Here is a 19785-nt window from a genome sequence, read left to right as displayed (position 1 = left end):
TATACTAACAAATTCTATATAAATTACCCCTAATAATTTATATGTTAATTCCCAGTCTCACCTTTAAAATTATCTCGCCATCTTAAAAACTTCACTTCTAGTAAACGTACTAGAGAGTCAGAAAACTTCCCAACAAATGCAAAGATAATTATGCCGACAAATACGATATCTGTATTTGAAAATTGCCTTGCATCCATAATCATATAACCAATACCTTCTGTAGATCCCATAAGTTCTGCTACTACTAAACTCACCCATGCAACACCTAACGATAACCTTGCTCCTAGTAAAAGGTTAGGCAATGCAGATGGTAAAATTAGTTTCGTAATTAGTTTTCTTTTGCTGAACTCTAACACTCTCGCAACATCAAATAACTTTGAATCCACACCTCTAATACCTAAAAATGCGTTTACGTATAAAGGAAAAAATGCACCATCTGCAATTAATAACACTTTCGATGTTTCACCAAAACCGAACCATAATACGAAAAGCGGCGCAACAGCTAAATGAGGTACAGTTCTTAACATTTGCACAGATGGGTCTAAATATTGCTCACTTCTCGTTGAAAATCCAACAATTGTTCCTAAAATGATTCCTAAGCCCCCACCAATAAAGAAACCAGCCGCAGCCCTGAATACACTAATACTTAAATGGCCGAATAACTCTCCTGTTTTAATAAGCTCTTGGAAAGCTAGAAAAATATCTAATGGTGTTGGTAAAACTGTTTTAGAAACAAGAACGAATACGCCAGCCAACTGCCAAATTATTAATATAATAACCGGTATAGTAATCGCCCTTACTAAAACTTTTACATTTAACTTTCGTACCTTCTTTATGCCATTTTTCTTAATCGTTATACTCGCTGGTTTCATAACAGCTTTCGTATTTTCCACTTTACAAAACCTCTTTTCACTTCGCTTTCAATGCTTTTTCTACGAAAGAATTATCTACAACTTTTCCCGTCTTAATTTCTTTCTTTATAGAACCGATCTTATATTGAAAATCCGCTGTCTTTTGTTGTTCTGCTATTATTTCCTTCGTTACCGGAACTAAAATTGGTTTGTCGTGATTAAACACTTCTTTTACAATCTCTGCATCTATCTTTTTTACAGAAGTGTACACTTTTATTGCTTCATCTAAGTTAGCCTCTTGCCATACACGTGCTTTCTCATAAACTTTGAGGAATTTCTCAACTAATTCTGGATGTTCTTTCGCAAATTTTGTCCTCGTAATTAAAAATTCTGGTGAAGAGACATTTAATGTTTCACCGTCTGCAATCACCTTCGCACCTTTATTTAACGTATGTAATGATATGAAAGGGTCCCAAATCGCCCATGCATCTACTGATCCTGATTCGAATGCAGGCTGCGCTTCATCTGGTTGTAATTGAATGACATTTACATCTTTTACATCAATACCTTCTTTATCAAGCGCTCGATATAATAAATTAAAGGCACTACTTCCTTTTGCTACTGCAATTTTTTTACCTTTTAAATCTTTTACACTCGCAATCTTGCTATCTTTTTGAACGAGAATTCCAGTTCCTTTTCTCGCATAACTTGTATTGGCGATTTCGGTAAATCCAATACCTGCTGCTTGCGCTGAAATGACTGGAGAATTCCCTACTTCACCAAAGTCTAACCGGTTTGATGCGATTGCTTCAAAATAAGGAGGTCCACTTTGGAACTCTGTCCATTTCACTTTAACTCCTTCTTTTTTAAACTCCTCTTCAAACCATCCCTTTTTCTTTGCTAGTAATAGTGGGCTTAATCCTTGCTGTATACCAATTTGTATTGTTACATCTTCTTTCTTACTACTTACTGTACTTTTTTCACATCCTAATAAAAATACTGATATAGCTAAAGCAAAAGAAAGAATTTTAAATTTTTTATACATATAAAATCACCCTTTTCCTATATACTTGTTTGAATCAACCCTCCATATTCAAACTGCTGTAATACTTTCGTTCGAAGTTGTTGGAACGATTGAGAAGTTTTATTTCGCGGATAAGGCAAATTATTTTCAATCACTTTATGTATTTTCCCTGGTTTTGCACTCATAATGATAATTCGGTTTGAAAGATATATCGCTTCATCTATATCATGTGTAACGAATATCATTGTTGTTTTCTTCTGCTCCCAAATATTCAGCAATACTTCTTGTAAATGACTTCGAGTAAAAGCATCCAGCGCTCCAAAAGGTTCATCAAGTAATAATACATTCGGATCTCTTAATAACGCTCTCGCTATCGCAACACGTTGTGACATCCCGCCTGAAATTTCTTTCGGATACGATTTTTCAAAGCCATCTAACCGAACGATTTCAACCCATTCTCTCACCTTATCTTTCACATATTTATCTTTTAACGACAAATCTGCCGCTATATTTTCTTCAACTGTTAACCATGGAAAAAGCCTATGCTCTTGAAAAATAAAACCTTGTTTCTTGCTCGTTTTTAAGATAGGCTCCCCGTCAATAATAACTTCACCTTCAAAATCATTATCTAGACCTGCAACAATTTTTAGTAATGTACTTTTTCCGCACCCACTCGGACCAATTACTGTAACAAAATCCCCTTTCTCTAATTGAAAATTAATATTCTCTAGCACTTGAACCGTACCAGTTTGTTTCAAAAAATATTTTGATACCCCATCAATTGAAACAGTCATTTCTTCCCCTCCTTAAAATGATTCATATAAATGAACAGATTCAGTATTTGTGCAATAAAAAAACCAAAGGCATTTTATCTGTTGATAAAATGCCTTTGGTTTCTCCAATCAGCAATACGTTATGGAATTAAGTACATATTATACAAATATTTCCGATAAGTCAACTAGGTTTTATTAAAACATACATATGATTTGTTTGAACATTTTACTTTTGTTTATTTAAACGATATCGTTTACTTACTATTTTTTCTGATCTTTAATCCACTGTAACCAATAAGAAAACTCACACGCTAAATGCATTTGATGGGATTTAATTAGACTATTAGGACAAAGGGCTGGGAACTCAACAACTAGACTTACTTCTATCCCTGTATCAGTATCTTTAAATTGATGTCGAACTCCACCAATAGTAGTACCATCTTTCATACGTGCAACACCTGTTGATTGGTATTGATAAGATTTATCTCTTGGTGTTTTCAATCCAGTTTCGTCACCAAAAACAATGAAAAATTGAACTGGAAACGGAGAATTACCAGTAGTTTCGATAACCTCTAATTCATTTTCCCCAAAGGGTCTTAGTACATAGTGATCAGGACAAGCAGATAAATTCACTTTGTTATTTTCACGTGATTGTTCAAGCATCAAACTATCAATTCCATGTATAGCTACTTCTGCTGTAATCCCGTCTAAATAAATACTAGTTTTCGAAATTTTTCGTCTATCACCAGATAAAAGAGTACAGATACGCATACCTATTGCACTTAATCTAAGTTTTGATTTCAACTTTTCGTACATTTCATTGTATGTATATCGCAACTTTATTTCCGTTAGCTGTTTTATCATGACGTCTGTATCATTTATTTCAAGCTCTTTATGTCCTAATGTATATAATACTTTTTTTATCCGTTCTCTTTTCCATTTTATAAGTTGCTCTTGTGAGATATTATTTCCATTGATAATAATTTTCATAAACTTTCTCCTTCCTTTTGATTGTATCGTAGTGTAGTTAATACTAAATTAACCATTTCATGTTTTGTATCTAGATTCAATTTTACTTCTGAATGAGCAATACTGCTAAGACCGTATAGAATAAACCCAGAAGCTAATAATGAGTTATCAGTATAAAAAACCCCTATGTTTACTCCCTCTTCAATTACTTGTCTAATTAACGGTTGCATACGTGTGAATAATTTCTGTTCCAGTTGAAAATGTTGTTCCGTCTGAAACGAGCTCACATTTTTATAGGGTGCTAACTTTTCAATAAATGTCCAAAATATATCTAGTGAATCTTTCATCTTTTGCATGACAGACCGTTCATTTGAAACAAGTATTTCTTCAATTAACTCCATATTTTTCACAATACAGTCATTTAAAACTTCATCAACAAAATTCTCTTTAGACTTGAAGTAATAATAAAATAAGCCCGTTGCTACACCTGCATGATTCACAACATCTTTTATGCCAAATCCTTTCATACCATTTTTCATATATAGTTCAAAACCAATATCCATTAACTCTTGGCGTCTTACATCTGGTTCTTTTGATATTCTTTTCATACGTCATCTCCTACAATGTTTTCACCACGACTGAATCTGATTCAATCATAAAAGACTGAACTTGATTCAGTCAATATTATTTCATAAATTTTAAATCCATTTAATAACTAAGCAACAAAATTTCTACCAAAAAAAGTAATCTCAAGAAATATGCTACTAACCTTAGATTTATCAAAAAAGTTAGACCATATAACTTGAGACTACTCATTTCCATTCAAAATATTTATGTAATTAAATTTTAGTTCTTCTGCACCCTGGCTGTCTCCAAAACTATTTGTGGAAGCTCTTTTTGAATGATTTCTTTCAGTCCATAAAGAGCTTTCTTCACATAACCACCTTCGAAATTCCCTAATGATTCTGGTAATTCATCCTCATCTAATATGAAGTATTCTCCATTAGGAAGTACCATAATATCGATGATTAAATCTTCGAAGGAAACCACTTCGTCTTTTATTTGTGTATTTTTTACGATATTAAAATAGGAACCTAAATACTTCCCTTTTATATCTCTCCATACGTATAAATTGTACGGACGATCTTTCCAATAATATGCGATTGTATAACTTCCTTTTGGGATTGTTAACTTAGTATCTTTTGCAGTCATTGTAAATGAATACTGCACCTCGTGAAATAAAACGATACTTTGTGATTGCTTTTCAAGTAATAAACAATTGTGATCTACTATTGTTGAGTTATACCGGATTTTTCTTTCTATAATTTCACTTTTCGATGTAAGTAACTTATTCATTATTTTGTTTCCCCTTATACTAGTTCTATCCTCAATTATATCCACTTATCTAACGATAAAGAAGTATATAGTTTTTTATATAATGATTTATACAAGTACACAAGAAAAACTCCTTCTTATTTAGAAAGAGTTTTTCACTATCCATGTTTCATATTTTTTCACTTCTAACGGAAGCTTATTTGTTTTTATGTAACTAACAGCACTATTACTCATGTTTTAACTTTTCCTTAACCGCATCATAAAATTTTCGTTCTTCATCAACATTTAAGTGCACACGACTTACTGTTTTAGAAAATCCATATAACAACTGTGCTTTCACTGGCTCTTTTAATGTTATTTCAAAAGTAGCAGGTTCTTTTATGAACTCCATAACAGTTGCATCCAATACCTGTTTCCCTTCTTTTGCCGTTAGCAATTCATCACCCTTGTAGAACGCAATATTATCAATTTGTGTAAATGGTATAACAATTTTCTTTCCTAATCCAATTTGAATGATTACTTGTTCTTCTGTTACGTTAAGTGGATTTTTACGCATCGCTTGTATTTCAGCTATAAAATAAATCATCGCGTATACATTTAAAATAAGTAAAATCCATGCTATTACTGGATTCCACTGGTGTAGCAAATAATGAAAACCAATACTTTCTATTAAGGTCGCATGGATGATCATGATATATACACCTATTGCACCAGTCTTTTTGTGATATGAGTATACGTATTCACCTTCTGGTACTTTTTCACGCCACGATAAAAATGCATAATAGATTAACTTACACTCCGTTACAATGATATCTATTAATTTATTTCTTTTCATAGTAGCGTCAAACGCAGCATCAATTGCATAAGAAAATGAAGAGTACTCACTTTTATATTCTTTATATTTTTTTATTATGGTAGGAAGCTTTCTAACAATTTTATATAGAATGAATAACTCTAAACATACAAAAGCAATTTCTCCTGCAATTATAATATAAGAAACGTATGAAAAATCTTGTAAATAGTCACTTGGAATAATAAATCTTGCAAAAATATAACCAGCTATTACAACAGGAACTATATACGTTAACGAGTACCTTTTTCGAATAATGAAGAAATACGTGATGATTGGAATGACAAACATGCAATCTAATAATGACCCAAGTACAACTTCTTTCGGCGCAGCTGGTACTATTGGAAGAGCATACAATAAATAGTTTGATAGCATAATTAAAGAGACGAGTCCAATCCAAATACCTTTTCGCCTTCGCGATAGTGTAACATTCATACGTTCACTCCTTTATTTAAAAACCTCATTTAAGTGGTCTTTATAAAATGAAATGGCACGTTCAAATTCTTTTACTTCCTCTACTTTCACGACAGTTTCAAGTAATAATTTCATCGCTGACTCGTGATCGTTTACGTTATATTTTGCTAATGATAAAAATACTTTCATCGGATCGTTCTCTGGGAATTTTTTCACCCCAGCTTCTAATACTGTAATTGCCTTTTCATATTCCCCTATACAACGATATGTACTTCCTAGACCAATATAAGCACCGCAAAGGGATTCGCCATCAAGTCCATTTGCGATTGCCTGCTCATAATACGGAACTGCTTCTGTTTCTAGCCCCATTACATCATGTATCCACGCACACTGATACAGTACTTCTGCATCCTTTGTAAAGTTTGTTAATCCTATAAGCATCTCTTTAGACTGCGCATATTTCTTTTCGTTTCTAAGTTTAATAGCTTGCTTTAATAAATGTTCCATAGAATCCACTCCTCACCAATTATTCTGTGTATAGCTCTTGATTGATATACGCTTCACATTCGTGTAAAAGTAAAATTCCCACCAATTAAAGTTTCGCTTACTTATTACTATGCGGATTCATTCTTATCTAAAAACTTAATTTTAAAAAGCAGTGACACGATTACATAATACTTCTAAGCTTTTGACAATTTCTTTCGCCGTTTCATCTTTTCCATTACACAACTTCCCTTTACCATCCTGTCCAATTACATAATGTACAGCTCCACGCGAATATAAAGAATGTGGTGAATTTGCAATCATTACATTCGCCCTTGCTTCTTTCATTCTATTTTTCGCTCTTGCAAACAGTTCTTCTTCATTTAAATCACTTTCAAGTTTAAAACCAACAAGTACTGTTTCTGGGTCCCATTCTTTTATTTGTTTTAATACTTTTGGAGCCTTTTGAAAGTGAATAATCGGTGCTATATCACTTGAAATTTTTCCGTCCATATTAAGAACATTACCATCTTGATCACAAATTTTCTCCACAATCCAATCTGATCCAGCCGCTGCCATAATAACCGCATCAACCTTTTCATGTGTGACGATACTTTTCATTTTATCTTGTAAATCAACAATTCCTTCAAATGGATGTAATTCTAACCCTCTATGTACATCGCTCGGTTTCTCCGCAAAATAACCGTGCAAATATATAACATGTGCCCCTTTAGCTATAAGTTCTTCTGCGATTATCCTTCCGATTGTACCTTTAGCCATATTCGTATGCCCGCGTACTTGATCCCATTTTTCTAGACAACCACCGCTCGTAATTAATACCTTTTTCCCCTTCATTGTAACCATCCCTTACTAATTTTTCTTACGAAACCATTCTGTTCCAAAGTCAACTATATCACGCTGTTTCATTAGACGACACGTTGCATTCCCTATCTTCCCGTTTTTTACAGTTCCTTTTCGCTCAAACTCCACACCAATTTCTACAAACTTCTCAGATTCGTAATCCATTTCAACAAACTCTTTCCACACTCTTTCACCGTTTTCTATAATAGGTGCTCCTACTTGTATTAACTCACATGCACCAGTACGCACCTCGGATAAATGAACAGACGTATTTGAATCATATCCAACACCAATTAATAATACGTACCCGTCTAAATCGTATATTTTTCTTAATGGAGATTCTTCTCCAAAGCTCATTGATAATGAATGGTTCATTGTTATTTCTACTGCATGTTTTCCCCATGCAGCAAAACTTCCTAACGGATGATTACTACGTACTACATTCGGATATGTACGAAAACATTCAACTATTTCACCCATTCCCCTTGTTGGGGTTATACGTGAATCAAATGCAGGGACGTTATCTCGGATAATTTGCCACCAGTCTTCCGGTACAGGTGGTCTTGACCAATGTTTCGGATCAGACAAATCCGAAGATTGCGTTGGCATTATTATCGTTCCTTCTTCCGTAACAACTTTCATTAATGCTTCTACTACAGCAACCGCACCACCAGATATCCATCCGATAGAACTTAGTGATGAATGAACGATAATTGTCATTCCTTTTTCGATTCCTAATGCTTTTAAATCTTTTGTTATTGTTTCGATTGTATTTGGAAATTGTGTGCTTGCTACTATTTCATTCATTTTCATATTGGTTCCCTCACTAGCCACGTAAATTTAAACTTTTATATAAATATATTATCATATTTTTCTTAATTTTTAACTTAATCATATTCATTACTACAAAAATATGTATATGGGTGTACTGAAGCCTCAAAACTCTATTAAAATCGTAGATAATGATGAGCGAGAGTTTTTTCAAATGAAGAAAAATGTAAATCTTATTTTTTCAAGCTATACTCCATATGCATATTTTTATACTATTTTTCCAAATAACAATGAAATCTTTCGATTCCCGTATATTTTTCTCCTAAACTTTTAACTTGAAAACCAATTCTTTTATAAAATTCTACCGCCCCATCATCTGTCTCTGCTTCTATATAAGTCAATTGATATATCCTTACCACTTCTTTAATCATTTGCAGTGCAATTCCTTTTTGACGATAATCTGAATCCACTGCTATATGGCATACTCGTGCTTTAGTTGCTCCGATTACTTCAATACCTATACAAGCTTTTTCTTCATATTTGTACAAAGTCCCTTTATTCATTTGGTAAAATAATACTGCCTTCTTTAAGCTTATTTCATTTGGACCGACGGCATATTGTAGCACATTTAATATTGAATCTTTTTCAATTTGTTCAACACGCTGTAAATTCATATTTTCATCCCTTTCTATGAAAAAAGACTAGCTCTTAATAAAAAGAGCTAATCTCATTACGCCGTTATTTTTTCTTCTTTTTTTACAACGACAGCCACATAACTATGAAGTACCATTCCAATAATAACGAGACTCATACCAATCCAAGATAATGATGACGGAATTGGTGCAGATAACCAGATCAGCTCTCCTACTAGCGCAAATAAAACTTCACCAGACTGCGTCGCTTCCACTGTTGCTAGTTTTTGTGGATCATCTTTCACAAGATCTGTTGCAAAGAAAAATAATATTGTCGCGATTAACCCAGAACTAACTGCTACAATAAAACATTGAAGAACTTGGTTACTTGACGGTAATCCGCCAGTTGATACTTCGTAACCAGATAATAAAAACCAAAATGGTAAACTTGCTAATGTCATACCGAGTACTCGCTGAAATACATCTAATTCCCCTTTACAAACTTGCATCATTTTTCGATTTCCAAGAGGATACGCAAATGCTGCAATAAGTACAGGAACTACACATAAAACGGTTTCACGAATACCTAATGAAGAAGCATGTTCTACTTGCATGAGAACAACACCGAATAAAATAATGCCCGACATAACTAATTCCTTCATCGGAAGTTTTTTATGTAGTGGATCCACCGCAAAAAATGGTGTTAACAAAATCCCTGCAACGATTGTAATTTGCCATGTTGATGCAACGAGCCAACCTGGTCCGAACGCTCCAGCAAAACTAAGCGGTGCATAAAAGAGACCAAATCCAACGATACTCCATACTAACCATTCTTTCGGATTGTTTTTCATATATTGAAAGAGTTGCTTTAAGTTCCCTCTATACATAACAATAAGTAATAGCATTGGAACCATAAAATAATACCGTAATGATGCACTCCAAATCCAGCTTCCACCTTCTAAGTCCATTGCCCGGTTTAAAACAAAAGTAAAGGCAAAGAAAAATGATGCCAGTATCCCTATAACAATTGCTTTCATTGTAAAACCCCTTGTATTTAATTTTTAATCTCTACAACATATATTTTAGTATACGCGATGAAAAATCTACATACAAACTTACATTTCACTTTCCATTCACTTGCAATGAAAAAGATAATAATACATTCATTCATTTATTATACTTAATATAAAAACATTAAACAGAAATAATTTTAAAAATAAGTTACTTCTATGAATGTGATAACACTGAAAATATACAGAGCCTCTATACAATCTATTTTATTTGTACTTTCTTTCGGAGTTGTTTTCCTTCTAATAAGTGTTTTATCTTTAATGGAAGAATTTGATTTACTAGGAATTATTTCAATATTTTTCTCCTTATGGCTACTAAAGTATGCCCTAACCTTATGGAAAACACGTGCAAACGATATAGGTTCCTATTGGGATGATGAAGGAATTGTAGTAGATTTGCATGGGAATAAAGTGTATTGGTATGAAATCAAGGATATTACATACCAAAATTTTCAAGGGTCAAAATCTACCTTAATCTCGACCCATTATACTCACCATGAAAATATACGAATCCGCCATAAAAGATGGCTACCAACTATTGCACATTCAATTTACTGGTTTTCTATTGAAAAACCAAAAGATTATCATAAAAATTTAATGATAGCTTGGGAAGAAAAGCAAACAAATAAAAATAAACGCCTCCTTTAATTATTATTTAGGGGCGTTTGTTCATTCAAAAATTAAAGAATATGTAGTTTATATTCTCTATATAATTTCCTCAATCGACTTATATGTGCTTGATGATACCGATTATGATCTGCTATATGCCAAATTCCCCATCTTATAGTCGTATTTTCCCCTTTTTCATATAAAACTTCCTCTCTTAAAAGAACAACACCATATGTTCATCATCACTATACACACCATTCATTTTTATAGCCCTTTTTTCAATTCCGTACGTTTTAAATCCCATTGATTCATATAATCGTTTGGCTGGTTCGTTCGTTGACACAACCCCTAAGTTCAATTGCTCTAGCTTCATCTCTTTTGCCCTTTCAATTGCTTTACGTATTAAATCACGTGCAAGACCACTTCTTCGATTTTCAGTATCTACATACATTGCAACGATATGCCCTTTATGCTTATATGCGTCCTTTTCTTCTGTTAATAAAGTAACAACCCAAACTAAACCATTTTCATTATTAAAAGCACCAAATGTAAAACTACTGTTGGATGAAAGATTACTAGCAACGCGTTCAAGAGGGTTTTCTTGACGTACTGCTTCTTCATAAGTCGTTACAAATGCTTCTGGATTTACTTGTAGTGCTTGTAAACGTAACTCCCAATATTGTTTTGCATCCGCTTTTGTAAGTAATCGAATCATTTTATCTTCCCCTTTTTAATTGACATAATATTTTTATAGGTTATTATTTTTTGATTCATACTCTTCTTTTAATATACTGTAACGATAGCGATGAATGAACTTTCCCTGTCTCAATCGATCATTTCTCATTAACCCTTCGCATACAAATCCGGCATTTTCATAGCTCTTTTTAGCTTGTGTATTATCTTCATCTACACGTAACCAAATTTTCTCCAATTCAAACTGGGAAAAACCTATTTGTAGCATGCTGTTTAGAGCTGCCATTCCAAATCCTTTCCCCCAATAGTCTTTATTTCCAATCGCAATTCCTAGTTCTGCATTTTTATTTGTTTTATCAAAATTTTTAAGGTCTACCCATCCAATATGTATACCTTTCTCAGTAACGATCGCCCTTTGTTCATAACCATTTTTTCGGCTTATACAAGCTTCAATTCAGATTCTCGTATCTCCACGAGTGAACGGAGGATATTGGTCTGGTACGACTAAATGCTTTGTTACATCGCTATCTAACGACCATTGATAGCGATCTTCTACATCATCTAGTGTCAATTCTCTTAATTGAACATATGGTACATTCATTTTTCTCTCCCCTTTTTATTTACCAATAGAAAATCCTTCGAACACTCTTCCACCATACTGTTCTAACGTCATTTCTATAAAATGAATTAATTCATTTTTCTCTCCCGTTTTATAAAAATGATCAAAAGCCGCTACAAATTTGTTTGCATATTGCTCATCATATCTTCTTAGCACTCTAATAAACCATTTTGAACTCCCAAGCCACCTACCATTTACTCTTAATACATATTCATGTACTAAATCCGCTAATAAATTAGCGATAAACAATTCTTCTTCTCTTTTTGTTGCACCAATAAAGTCATCTAAAGTATCCGTAATAAAATATCGCTTCTGCTTAATCGTTTCTTCGGTCCATTTAGCTGGTCCTTTATGTAGTAAATCATTCGCTTCTTTTTTTAATTTCTCAACAATTTCCTTTTCCCCTTTTAATGCAACCCCTTCTGAAACTAATTGTGGTAACGACGGTCTCCCTCGATCACAATCCATTTTGAAAAAGGTTTTATATGTTGTAAAATTATGAACAAACACCTCAACAGGCCATCCATTACTATAGAAAGATTCTCTATAACAAGAAGTTAAACTTTGGTCAACTATTACAATATCAAGGTCAGATGTTTTCGTCGCTTCTCCTCGTGCAACGCTTCCACCGAGTAAAGCTACATCACAATTCGGAAATTGTGATGTAATTATGCTTTGTGCTGCTTCAATTGGTTTCATAGCCGTTCCTCTTTTCTTATTTCACTTTCTTTTTTTGAGCTCTTTCTCTCGCTTTTTTTATATAGCTTTCTGCATCTGGTGTTTTACATGATGTTGCACCGTGATCAACCTCTACTTTTCCAATTTCACGTGCAATTTCAATCGCTTGTCGCTCTAAGTCTTCATTACGAATTCCTATTGCGATTAAAGCACTATTCATCGCTTCTTTTTTTCTATTTTTTTCATTATGTATATTTTCTTTAATCTCTTCTAAGTATGGAGAGAAGAAATCATCATGTAACGCTTTATTTTTAATCGATATATTTGCTAATAAAGACCAGCCAGCTCTTCCAATCCATTCATCATTAGACTTTGTCCACTCTTCCATTCTTTCTTTTGCAATTGGCGAAGTACATATAGATGTCATAAAAACATCCATTAAACAGTAATAATCAACATCCTGAACCCAACTATTAAGCTGTTCTGCTGTTATATTCTTCGGGTCTAAAATATAAGTTGCTAATATCATTGCGTCCATATTTTTCGTTTCCCACAATTCAACTGCTAAATCGTGATCTTTTTTTATTTTCTTTTTTAACAATTTTAAATTTGCAAAACTAACTCCGAATAGTGGCTCTTTCGCTCCGTGGTTTTTATACGTTTTACGATTTTGTTCTGTTCCATATTCCTCTAGTTGCTGCATTACTTCCTCAAGTAACATATACCCACCTCTTTACCTTTTATGTTGACTGTATATATGTATGTACGATATATTCTACATTACTTTTCGGTTTTCCTATATTTATTTTTAAAATACGGTATGTGAAATTTCTAAACATTGCACAGCTACACCATTAAAAAACTGTACATGTTAAACATACAGTTTTTTAATGGTATCAATTTTGCGTAGAATAAGATATAAACTACAATAGAACTTTTAATGGTCCTCTCTATCATTTGGTCTATTCCCTATTTTCAACTAAATTTTTTACATCTGACCACTCTTCTATTGATCCTGCGTCCGGAAAAACTGTAACTACATTAAAATTCGCACCTTTTTCTTTCCCAATTTGTTTAGCTGCTAATAAATTCGCTGCCGCAGAAGTTCCTATTTTTATACCAGTATCTTTGTAAAAACGTGCCATTTCATACAGGGTATCTTCATATGAATAAGTCCATTGTTTTTCTATCAAATTTTCTTCCTGTTCTATGAAATGTTGTTTCCTTCCTAAGCCGAACCCACCTGATCCAGCATATTTCTTTAAATCATTTGGTGGTTGTTCCGAACCATAAGGCAATTCAGCAGGCATTACTAAATGTAGTTCAACATTTTTTGTATAATTCTTTATTGCTGTATAGACTCCCATTAGAGTTCCACCAGTACCAGCAGATGCTACCCATGCATGTATTGGTTTTCCAATCATTTGTGCAATAATTTCTCGCCCTGTACCTTCTATATGACTTACTAGATTTGCATTATTATAATGTTGGAATAAAAAGTATAATTCTGGATTTTGTTTACTAATCTCTACTGTTTTCTCAATTACTGCGTAGAACCCTTTACATTTATCAACTAAGATTACGTTAGCACCATAACGATCAAGTTCATTTAATAGAGATTTACCGGTTCCAGAACTTAAAACTAACGTGCATTGAATCCCTAAATAATTACAAATACACCCAATTGACCTCGCTAAGCTTCCACCACTATACTCTAAAATATTTTGTTTTTTGTCCGCTTCTTGTAAATATTTATTAATCATTCCAAGTGCTGCCCTATCCTTAATCGATCCTGTAGGATTGTGCCATTCACATTTAGCATAGATAGAAAGGTCCTTCGTTTCTTCGCATTTTAATTTCATGAGAGGTGTATTTCCAACATGTTTAGAAAACTCTTCAAAATAGTTTACTATCATACTTTTATACCTCCTTCATAAATTATGTTTATTACATTTGTTCTCAGCCAAAATACTTTCTACATTTTAATAACTCTCTCAATAAGATCTTCTTATATAAAAATCCCTACAAACACTGTAGGGATTTATGTCTAAATCATTTTGTTACACTCTATTTCATATGAAAATAGTTTCCTTATTCAGATGCATTCATAAGCACAATTCTCCAACCATCTGGATCCTCTATTGTGGTTCCTTTCTCTATCCAATACGGGTTTTCTGGTTCCACCTCATGATAGCCCATATTACTTAATCGATTCACTATCTTTTCAATTTCATCTTTATTAGGCATATAAAAAACTAGTAAATTATCTTTTGTCGGTGCCGGACATGGACTTCCATTAACATGTGTAGTAAACTCCAAATGATACTCTTCATCTGGTAAGCCAAACATAACCCCATCATATCCTTCATGATTGTGAAATTCCCCTATACGTTTTAAACCTAATCCTGTTTCATAAAAACTTATCACTTCTTCAAATTTATCTGTTGGTCTTGCAATTCTAAATTGAACCCAATTCTTCATGCAAATCTCCTCCTTTTCATTTTCCAAAGCTTTATAGTAATTAGTATAGGTTACATATATTCCCTTTAACATCCCTCATTAGTGTGAACTTCCTAAGTTGAAAGACCTATTAGTTAATAAACAATAGGACTTTAGTATAAAATTCATATAAAATTAGTTATATAAATGTAGAGATGAATTACAAGCTATTACGTATGAAATAGTTCTCCTTGCAGGGCCTTTATATACCGATCAGCAGATCTTTGTACAGCTTTATTCGCATCTTCCACCACACCATGAAATGCATTATATAGTCGACTAAATTGGATATCTTTTACCTTCTCTGCCATATCTCTAACTTTATTCGCTGGTAATGGAATGAGATTGGGATAACTATACATAAAACTTACCCATTTTCGATCCGAAACTACTTGTATAATATCACCTGATAACAAAATGCCTTTCCCTTCATTACCGTCTTTCCAATGTATAACAGTTCCGCCCTTAAAATGGCCTCCTAAGCGATGCAATGCAAGTTCTTCCGATAATATCAGATGCTCCCCAGACCAAAATTTAATTTGCTTACTCGGACGAACCACCCACTCTTTATCATCTTCATGAATATAAATAGGTACATTGAATGTTTCCGCCCATTTAACTTGTGTAGAGTAATAATGTGGATGAGAAAGTGCTATTGCTTGAATACCACCTAAATCATATATACGTTGTATCGTTTTATCATCTAAATAACTAATGCAATCCCACATAACATTTAGAGTTTTACTTTGTATTAAAAATGCTGTTTGTCCAATCGCAAATTTAGGTTTAGTAGTAATGCTATACAAACCGCTTTCTTCTTTTATTATTTCGTTTTTGTATAAATTGCTATTTTGCATCGTTTCTAATGTTGTCCATGACTGCCCAATTGGATTAACATATTGTCTTTCCTCATTACAAATTTTACAGCGAGAAGGTGCTTCTTCATTTTCGGGATACTGTACTCCACATGTAGTGCAAATATAATTATCCATATTCCCACTCCTTTTTTCATGTAATTGTTTCTTTACCAATATTTTAATAAAAAGCAAAAATATTCGAATCAATAATTGGAATGAAAATGAAATGATACGAAAGTATGATTAGTCTCCTTTCGTTTTAAGACTTTAGCCTAAGTACTATATTTTTCATTTCTTCTTTCTGTGAAAGTTGCATATCGTTTTTAATAGAAATTCCAAGTAAATTAAACTTTTACCCATTAAATAAGTGAATACATCTTTTCAAAATAAATGAACCTATTCATAGATTTCGTCACACCTTTGACATAGTTGCACTAAGCGATACACATTAGAGGTATAGTATATTTAAAGTAACGATAAAAGAATATTCAATAATTTTATCTTCCTTATCGTTACTAGATTCAATTCGTAACAAATAAAGGAGAGGTTTTAATGGAAATCGTTATTATGCTCTATGATGGAATTACTGCATTAGATGCTATTGGTCCATACGAAGTATTTGCTGCAGAAAGCAACAACAACATAAAATTTGTTGCTAAAACGAAGGGATTAATAAAATTAGATTCGAAAATGGGCTATTTACATGCTGATTACAATTTTAATGAAATTACTTCAGCAGATATTCTTATTATTCCCGGATGTCGTCCACCAAACTTTACACAACTTATGAAGGATGAAGAAACTCTTAATTGGATTCTCCAAATACATAAAACGACAAAGTGGACTACAACTGTATGTACGGGCTCCTTAATCTTAGGTGCTACTGGTCTACTAAATGGTGTTAATGCTACTAGTCATTGGAGCTGTTTTAACTTACTTCGTTCTCTCGGAGCTATTCCAACTGAAGAGAGATTCGTGCGCCATGAAAAAATTATAACAGCTGCTGGTGTATCTGCAGGTATTGATATGGCCCTTCAGTTAATAGCTTGGGAATTTGGAGATGAAAAAAGCAAAGCAGTTCAACTCATGTTAGAATACGACCCTCAGCCTCCCTTTGATACAGGTTCTCCTAAAAAAGCGCATGCATCCTTATTAGAAGATTTAAATTTGATGATTGAAAGTTTAAATAATAAAGTTTAAATTCATCCTATTTTTCAAAACTGCAATTGATATAAAATCTTGCATACTTTTGAGTAAACTTTTTTACACTTGTAAAAAAGTTTTTTTGCATTTCCCTACCTATAATTGCTAATATAGTAGAGTAGAACTTTTATAGAGAGAAGGAAAATTATGCACAATGGAATTCGAATGACAACTTTAGTAAAAAGGGCTATGTTAGTTTGTGCGGGGGTATTATTCACATACGAAGCGGCTTTGGGATCAGTACATACTGCTCTAGCTAGTACAGAGGATGAAGCAAAATCTGTTCAACTTGTAAGTGAGATTCAAACATCTCTTGCTCCGAAAGAAGCTCCTAAACATTATAACGGGCAAGTTAGAAAAGTCGCTTATTTAACATTTGATGATGGTCCTGGAAAATACACAGCTGAGCTTTTAGATATGTTAAAGAAAGAAAATGCAAAAGCAACATTCTTCCTAATTGGTTCAAACGTAAAAGCTTTCCCTGATCTTGTAAAACGCGAAGATGCTGAAGGCCACTACGTTGGGATGCACAGTATGACTCATAACTACAAGAAACTTTACACAGAAGGTCATTACGTAGATGAAATGAAGGAAGACCAAGGCTTAATCGCTGGTGTTTTAGGTAAATCACCAGTATTAACTCGTCCATCTTACGGCTCTATGCCAGGATTAAACGAAGCTCTTCGCAACAAAGTTGTAGAAAATGGCTTAAAAGTTTGGGATTGGACAATTGATTCTTTAGACTGGAAATACAACAAAATGCAAGTTGATGCTGCATCTGCTAAAATTGTAGAGAACGTGTTACATGGTGCTACAAATCCAACAGAAGTTATCCTTATGCATGATATTCATCCACAATCAGTAAAAGCAGTACCTGGAATTATTAAAGGACTGAAAGAAAAAGGATATGAATTAGAAGCATATAATGAGAACGAACATTTCCCATTAAACTTCTGGCATGATAATCGTATGTAATGAAAAGACTTGATTCCCTTTAGCTGGGAATCAAGTCTTTTTGTCGTTTTGGGAATTACTCTTCGTATATTCGACTCAAATTCCCCCTTCTCTAATATCAATAAAAATTCAAAATCACATGTTATACTAAAATTTAGTTTAAATAAGTAGGTGCCATATGATCGTATATACAGTACAAACTGAAGAAGCTTGGAAACAATTTAAGAAACTTGGTTATTTAGAAGGTAATAAAGAATTCATCGATCCAGACGATTTATATTCATATGACTGGATGGTGCGCGTTGCTAAAACAAGATTGCCTCATTACGAAGGTAACTATCCTATTTGGGTCTGGGAAGCAAATAATTACCCAAATCGAAATCATAAAGCTTGGGGTAGAACAAATTCAAAAATGGTAATTTTAACACTAGATGTACCGAAAGAATGGGTACTATGGAGCTATTTTGACTATTGGTGCTGTGCTATGACTGATGGATCAATATATTTACATACAAAAAATAAGTGTACTTTAGATGAATGGTATACATATATGGATAAAAAATACGAGATAATATTTGATTTCGATTATTTATTATCTCATCCTGATTGGTGTCTAGATAAAGAGGATTCGTTAGAAAAACAAGGTGTTATCGGCAACATTCCCCTTTCCTTCGTAAAAAAAGTAAGGCGTTTTCGCGCTAAGGAAGATACATCTATTAATGAAATCAGAAGTGATAACTGGGATAGTAGAAAAGAAAACCGTATTAAAAAGATGAATCGAAAATTAAGAAAAAGAATCGAAAAACAAAAAAGATTGCAAAAGCGACTTATACGAAATTAAAACAGATTTATCAAAATATAGTAAGAAATTATGGATTGAATATAAAATTTCAACCCTTTTTATATTATCAACACTTTAGCACATATTAACCATAAGGAGTGATATGTATATGGAGTTTCTCTCATCTGAATATTTGTCTGCCTTGCTTGCCATCATTGTAATCGATTTAGTGTTAGCCGGAGATAATGCCATCGTAATTGGATTAGCAGCAAGAAGATTACCGAAAGACCAACAAAAAAAAGTTATTATATGGGGTACTGTCGGGGCAATCGCTATTAGAGCCCTCGCTACCTTAGTTGTCGTTTGGTTATTAAAAATACCTGGTTTACTCCTAATTGGCGGTATACTTCTTATATGGATCGCTTACAAGTTGATTGCTGAGGGCAAAAATCATGATATTAAAGCCGAAGAAGGATTTTGGTCTGCTATTAAAACCATTATTATCGCTGATGCGTTAATGGGCATTGATAATGTACTCGCTGTTGCAGGAGCTGCCCATGGTAACTTTTCTTTAGTAATCATTGGTCTATTAGTTTCTATTCCTGTAGTCGTATGGGGCAGTACATTGATTTTAAAATGGGTGGATCGTTTTCCTGTCATCATTACGATTGGAGCAGCGGTTTTAGCTTATACTGCTGCAAAAATGATTGTAGATGAGAAATGGTTTGCTGGATTTTTTGAAAGTAACCCTTTCATTAAATGGACATTTATCATTATTATCATCGTCGGTGTAGTTTTCTTCGGAAAAGCAAAACAAAAAGCAACAGCTAGTTCTGTCTAATAATGATGGTATATTTAC

General features: G+C 33.3%; 23 protein-coding genes and 2 pseudogenes. 5 read left to right on the top strand and 20 right to left on the bottom strand.

Features of this window, described 5'->3' with window-relative positions; translation table 11 throughout:
- Positions 1 to 44: 44 nt before the first annotated feature.
- The 12 genes from MRP26_RS14865 to MRP26_RS14810 all read right to left on the bottom strand — a co-directional run bounded on the left by MRP26_RS14865 (position 45) and on the right by MRP26_RS14810 (position 10000).
- Positions 45 to 893, bottom strand: coding sequence for an ABC transporter permease (locus MRP26_RS14865; RefSeq protein ID WP_075719658.1), 849 nt, complete (start codon positions 891 to 893; stop codon positions 45 to 47).
- Between the two features lie 16 nt (positions 894 to 909).
- Positions 910 to 1896, bottom strand: coding sequence for an aliphatic sulfonate ABC transporter substrate-binding protein (locus MRP26_RS14860; RefSeq protein WP_242806243.1), 987 nt, complete (start codon positions 1894 to 1896; stop codon positions 910 to 912).
- Positions 1897 to 1913: 17 nt separating this feature from the next.
- Positions 1914 to 2669, bottom strand: a complete 756-nt coding sequence (locus MRP26_RS14855; RefSeq protein ID WP_000218578.1) for an ABC transporter ATP-binding protein — start codon at positions 2667 to 2669, stop codon at positions 1914 to 1916.
- A 240-nt stretch (positions 2670 to 2909) separates the two neighbouring features.
- Positions 2910 to 3638, bottom strand: coding sequence for a hypothetical protein (locus MRP26_RS14850; RefSeq protein ID WP_078401536.1), 729 nt, complete (start codon positions 3636 to 3638; stop codon positions 2910 to 2912).
- The gene (locus MRP26_RS14845; RefSeq protein WP_000822622.1) at positions 3635 to 4225 is read right to left on the bottom strand and encodes a TetR/AcrR family transcriptional regulator; all 591 of its coding nucleotides are present in this window, start codon (positions 4223 to 4225) and stop codon (positions 3635 to 3637) included. Before MRP26_RS14845 ends, MRP26_RS14850 begins: the two co-directional genes overlap by 4 nt.
- Before the next feature lie 238 nt (positions 4226 to 4463).
- Positions 4464 to 4973, bottom strand: coding sequence for a ribonuclease FAU-1 family protein (locus MRP26_RS14840; protein ID WP_001037889.1), 510 nt, complete (start codon positions 4971 to 4973; stop codon positions 4464 to 4466).
- Positions 4974 to 5178: 205 nt separating this feature from the next.
- Positions 5179 to 6237, bottom strand: coding sequence for a hypothetical protein (locus tag MRP26_RS14835; protein ID WP_069355799.1), 1059 nt, complete (start codon positions 6235 to 6237; stop codon positions 5179 to 5181).
- Positions 6238 to 6249: 12 nt separating this feature from the next.
- Positions 6250 to 6723, bottom strand: coding sequence for a tetratricopeptide repeat protein (locus tag MRP26_RS14830; RefSeq protein WP_000400637.1), 474 nt, complete (start codon positions 6721 to 6723; stop codon positions 6250 to 6252).
- Between the two features lie 141 nt (positions 6724 to 6864).
- On the bottom strand, positions 6865 to 7554 hold the full coding sequence (locus tag MRP26_RS14825; protein ID WP_098127898.1) for a phosphopantothenoylcysteine decarboxylase domain-containing protein: 690 nt from the start codon (positions 7552 to 7554) through the stop codon (positions 6865 to 6867).
- A gap of 15 nt (positions 7555 to 7569) precedes the next feature.
- Positions 7570 to 8373, bottom strand: a complete 804-nt coding sequence (locus MRP26_RS14820) for an AAC(3) family N-acetyltransferase (protein ID WP_000783341.1) — start codon at positions 8371 to 8373, stop codon at positions 7570 to 7572.
- 230 nt (positions 8374 to 8603) lie between these two features.
- The gene (locus MRP26_RS14815; protein ID WP_088024654.1) at positions 8604 to 9005 is read right to left on the bottom strand and encodes a GNAT family N-acetyltransferase; all 402 of its coding nucleotides are present in this window, start codon (positions 9003 to 9005) and stop codon (positions 8604 to 8606) included.
- 56 nt (positions 9006 to 9061) lie between these two features.
- The gene (locus tag MRP26_RS14810) at positions 9062 to 10000 is read right to left on the bottom strand and encodes a DMT family transporter (RefSeq protein WP_242806241.1); all 939 of its coding nucleotides are present in this window, start codon (positions 9998 to 10000) and stop codon (positions 9062 to 9064) included.
- A 294-nt stretch (positions 10001 to 10294) separates the two neighbouring features.
- On the opposite strand from MRP26_RS14810, the gene MRP26_RS14805 reads away from it, so the two are divergent.
- On the top strand, positions 10295 to 10681 hold the full coding sequence (locus MRP26_RS14805; RefSeq protein ID WP_000390805.1) for a hypothetical protein: 387 nt from the start codon (positions 10295 to 10297) through the stop codon (positions 10679 to 10681).
- Between the two features lie 32 nt (positions 10682 to 10713).
- Here the strand turns inward: MRP26_RS14805 and MRP26_RS14800 are convergent.
- The 8 genes and pseudogenes from MRP26_RS14800 to MRP26_RS14765 all read right to left on the bottom strand — a co-directional run.
- Positions 10714 to 10860: pseudogene (locus MRP26_RS14800) on the bottom strand (DinB family protein); the annotation flags it as partial.
- A complete protein-coding gene (locus MRP26_RS14795) occupies positions 10857 to 11357 on the bottom strand; it encodes a GNAT family N-acetyltransferase (protein ID WP_242806240.1) in 501 nt (166 codons plus the stop codon). The gene MRP26_RS14795 and the pseudogene MRP26_RS14800, both read right to left, overlap by 4 nt.
- A 33-nt stretch (positions 11358 to 11390) precedes the next feature.
- A pseudogene (locus tag MRP26_RS14790) lies at positions 11391 to 11936 on the bottom strand (GNAT family N-acetyltransferase).
- Between the two features lie 15 nt (positions 11937 to 11951).
- Positions 11952 to 12653, bottom strand: a complete 702-nt coding sequence (locus tag MRP26_RS14785) for a nucleotidyltransferase domain-containing protein (RefSeq protein WP_000802433.1) — start codon at positions 12651 to 12653, stop codon at positions 11952 to 11954.
- 16 nt (positions 12654 to 12669) lie between these two features.
- A complete protein-coding gene (locus MRP26_RS14780; protein WP_200458242.1) occupies positions 12670 to 13353 on the bottom strand; it encodes a DNA alkylation repair protein in 684 nt (227 codons plus the stop codon).
- Positions 13354 to 13594: 241 nt separating this feature from the next.
- Positions 13595 to 14548, bottom strand: a complete 954-nt coding sequence (locus MRP26_RS14775; RefSeq protein WP_242806239.1) for a PLP-dependent cysteine synthase family protein — start codon at positions 14546 to 14548, stop codon at positions 13595 to 13597.
- Between the two features lie 175 nt (positions 14549 to 14723).
- Positions 14724 to 15113, bottom strand: coding sequence for a VOC family protein (locus MRP26_RS14770; protein ID WP_000800670.1), 390 nt, complete (start codon positions 15111 to 15113; stop codon positions 14724 to 14726).
- 188 nt (positions 15114 to 15301) lie between these two features.
- Positions 15302 to 16123, bottom strand: coding sequence for an MBL fold metallo-hydrolase (locus tag MRP26_RS14765; protein WP_242806238.1), 822 nt, complete (start codon positions 16121 to 16123; stop codon positions 15302 to 15304).
- Between the two features lie 417 nt (positions 16124 to 16540).
- On the opposite strand from MRP26_RS14765, the gene MRP26_RS14760 reads away from it, so the two are divergent.
- The 4 genes from MRP26_RS14760 (at position 16541) to MRP26_RS14745 (ending at position 19767) form a co-directional block, all read left to right on the top strand.
- Complete coding sequence (locus tag MRP26_RS14760) at positions 16541 to 17188, top strand: DJ-1/PfpI family protein (protein ID WP_000407025.1); 648 nt, start codon at positions 16541 to 16543, stop codon at positions 17186 to 17188.
- A 150-nt stretch (positions 17189 to 17338) separates the two neighbouring features.
- Complete coding sequence (locus MRP26_RS14755; RefSeq protein ID WP_000551449.1) at positions 17339 to 18166, top strand: peptidoglycan-N-acetylglucosamine deacetylase; 828 nt, start codon at positions 17339 to 17341, stop codon at positions 18164 to 18166.
- Between the two features lie 157 nt (positions 18167 to 18323).
- Positions 18324 to 18986, top strand: coding sequence for a DUF3841 domain-containing protein (locus tag MRP26_RS14750; protein ID WP_000637700.1), 663 nt, complete (start codon positions 18324 to 18326; stop codon positions 18984 to 18986).
- 109 nt (positions 18987 to 19095) lie between these two features.
- Positions 19096 to 19767 carry a TerC family protein gene (locus MRP26_RS14745; RefSeq protein WP_053564170.1) on the top strand — a complete coding sequence of 224 codons (672 nt, stop codon included), beginning with the start codon at positions 19096 to 19098 and terminating at the stop codon, positions 19765 to 19767.
- The last annotated feature ends 18 nt before the right edge of the window (positions 19768 to 19785 follow it).

The organism is Bacillus sp. CCB-MMP212 (assembly GCF_022748145.1).
Lineage (GTDB): Bacteria > Bacillota > Bacilli > Bacillales > Bacillaceae_G > Bacillus_A > Bacillus_A cereus.
This window is presented reverse-complemented; position numbering and strand designations above follow the sequence as displayed.

What these genes read in the sequence shown, in the direction of transcription:
- MRP26_RS14775 (WP_242806239.1), bottom strand. Translation starts at nt 14,548, where the DNA reads ATGATAGTAAACTATTTTGAAGAGTTTTCTAAACATGTTGGAAATACA.
- MRP26_RS14780 (WP_200458242.1), bottom strand. Translation starts at nt 13,353, where the DNA reads ATGTTACTTGAGGAAGTAATGCAGCAACTAGAGGAATATGGAACAGAA.
- MRP26_RS14805 (WP_000390805.1), top strand. Translation starts at nt 10,295, where the DNA reads ATGGAAGAATTTGATTTACTAGGAATTATTTCAATATTTTTCTCCTTA.
- MRP26_RS14840 (WP_001037889.1), bottom strand. Translation starts at nt 4,973, where the DNA reads ATGAATAAGTTACTTACATCGAAAAGTGAAATTATAGAAAGAAAAATC.
- MRP26_RS14810 (WP_242806241.1), bottom strand. Translation starts at nt 10,000, where the DNA reads ATGAAAGCAATTGTTATAGGGATACTGGCATCATTTTTCTTTGCCTTT.
- MRP26_RS14855 (WP_000218578.1), bottom strand. Translation starts at nt 2,669, where the DNA reads ATGACTGTTTCAATTGATGGGGTATCAAAATATTTTTTGAAACAAACT.
- MRP26_RS14830 (WP_000400637.1), bottom strand. Translation starts at nt 6,723, where the DNA reads ATGGAACATTTATTAAAGCAAGCTATTAAACTTAGAAACGAAAAGAAA.
- MRP26_RS14760 (WP_000407025.1), top strand. Translation starts at nt 16,541, where the DNA reads ATGGAAATCGTTATTATGCTCTATGATGGAATTACTGCATTAGATGCT.
- MRP26_RS14825 (WP_098127898.1), bottom strand. Translation starts at nt 7,554, where the DNA reads ATGAAGGGGAAAAAGGTATTAATTACGAGCGGTGGTTGTCTAGAAAAA.
- MRP26_RS14795 (WP_242806240.1), bottom strand. Translation starts at nt 11,357, where the DNA reads ATGATTCGATTACTTACAAAAGCGGATGCAAAACAATATTGGGAGTTA.
- MRP26_RS14820 (WP_000783341.1), bottom strand. Translation starts at nt 8,373, where the DNA reads ATGAAAATGAATGAAATAGTAGCAAGCACACAATTTCCAAATACAATC.
- MRP26_RS14785 (WP_000802433.1), bottom strand. Translation starts at nt 12,653, where the DNA reads ATGAAACCAATTGAAGCAGCACAAAGCATAATTACATCACAATTTCCG.
- MRP26_RS14770 (WP_000800670.1), bottom strand. Translation starts at nt 15,113, where the DNA reads ATGAAGAATTGGGTTCAATTTAGAATTGCAAGACCAACAGATAAATTT.
- MRP26_RS14835 (WP_069355799.1), bottom strand. Translation starts at nt 6,237, where the DNA reads ATGAATGTTACACTATCGCGAAGGCGAAAAGGTATTTGGATTGGACTC.
- MRP26_RS14850 (WP_078401536.1), bottom strand. Translation starts at nt 3,638, where the DNA reads ATGAAAATTATTATCAATGGAAATAATATCTCACAAGAGCAACTTATA.
- MRP26_RS14750 (WP_000637700.1), top strand. Translation starts at nt 18,324, where the DNA reads ATGATCGTATATACAGTACAAACTGAAGAAGCTTGGAAACAATTTAAG.
- MRP26_RS14845 (WP_000822622.1), bottom strand. Translation starts at nt 4,225, where the DNA reads ATGAAAAGAATATCAAAAGAACCAGATGTAAGACGCCAAGAGTTAATG.
- MRP26_RS14815 (WP_088024654.1), bottom strand. Translation starts at nt 9,005, where the DNA reads ATGAATTTACAGCGTGTTGAACAAATTGAAAAAGATTCAATATTAAAT.
- MRP26_RS14755 (WP_000551449.1), top strand. Translation starts at nt 17,339, where the DNA reads ATGCACAATGGAATTCGAATGACAACTTTAGTAAAAAGGGCTATGTTA.
- MRP26_RS14765 (WP_242806238.1), bottom strand. Translation starts at nt 16,123, where the DNA reads ATGGATAATTATATTTGCACTACATGTGGAGTACAGTATCCCGAAAAT.
- MRP26_RS14860 (WP_242806243.1), bottom strand. Translation starts at nt 1,896, where the DNA reads ATGTATAAAAAATTTAAAATTCTTTCTTTTGCTTTAGCTATATCAGTA.
- MRP26_RS14745 (WP_053564170.1), top strand. Translation starts at nt 19,096, where the DNA reads ATGGAGTTTCTCTCATCTGAATATTTGTCTGCCTTGCTTGCCATCATT.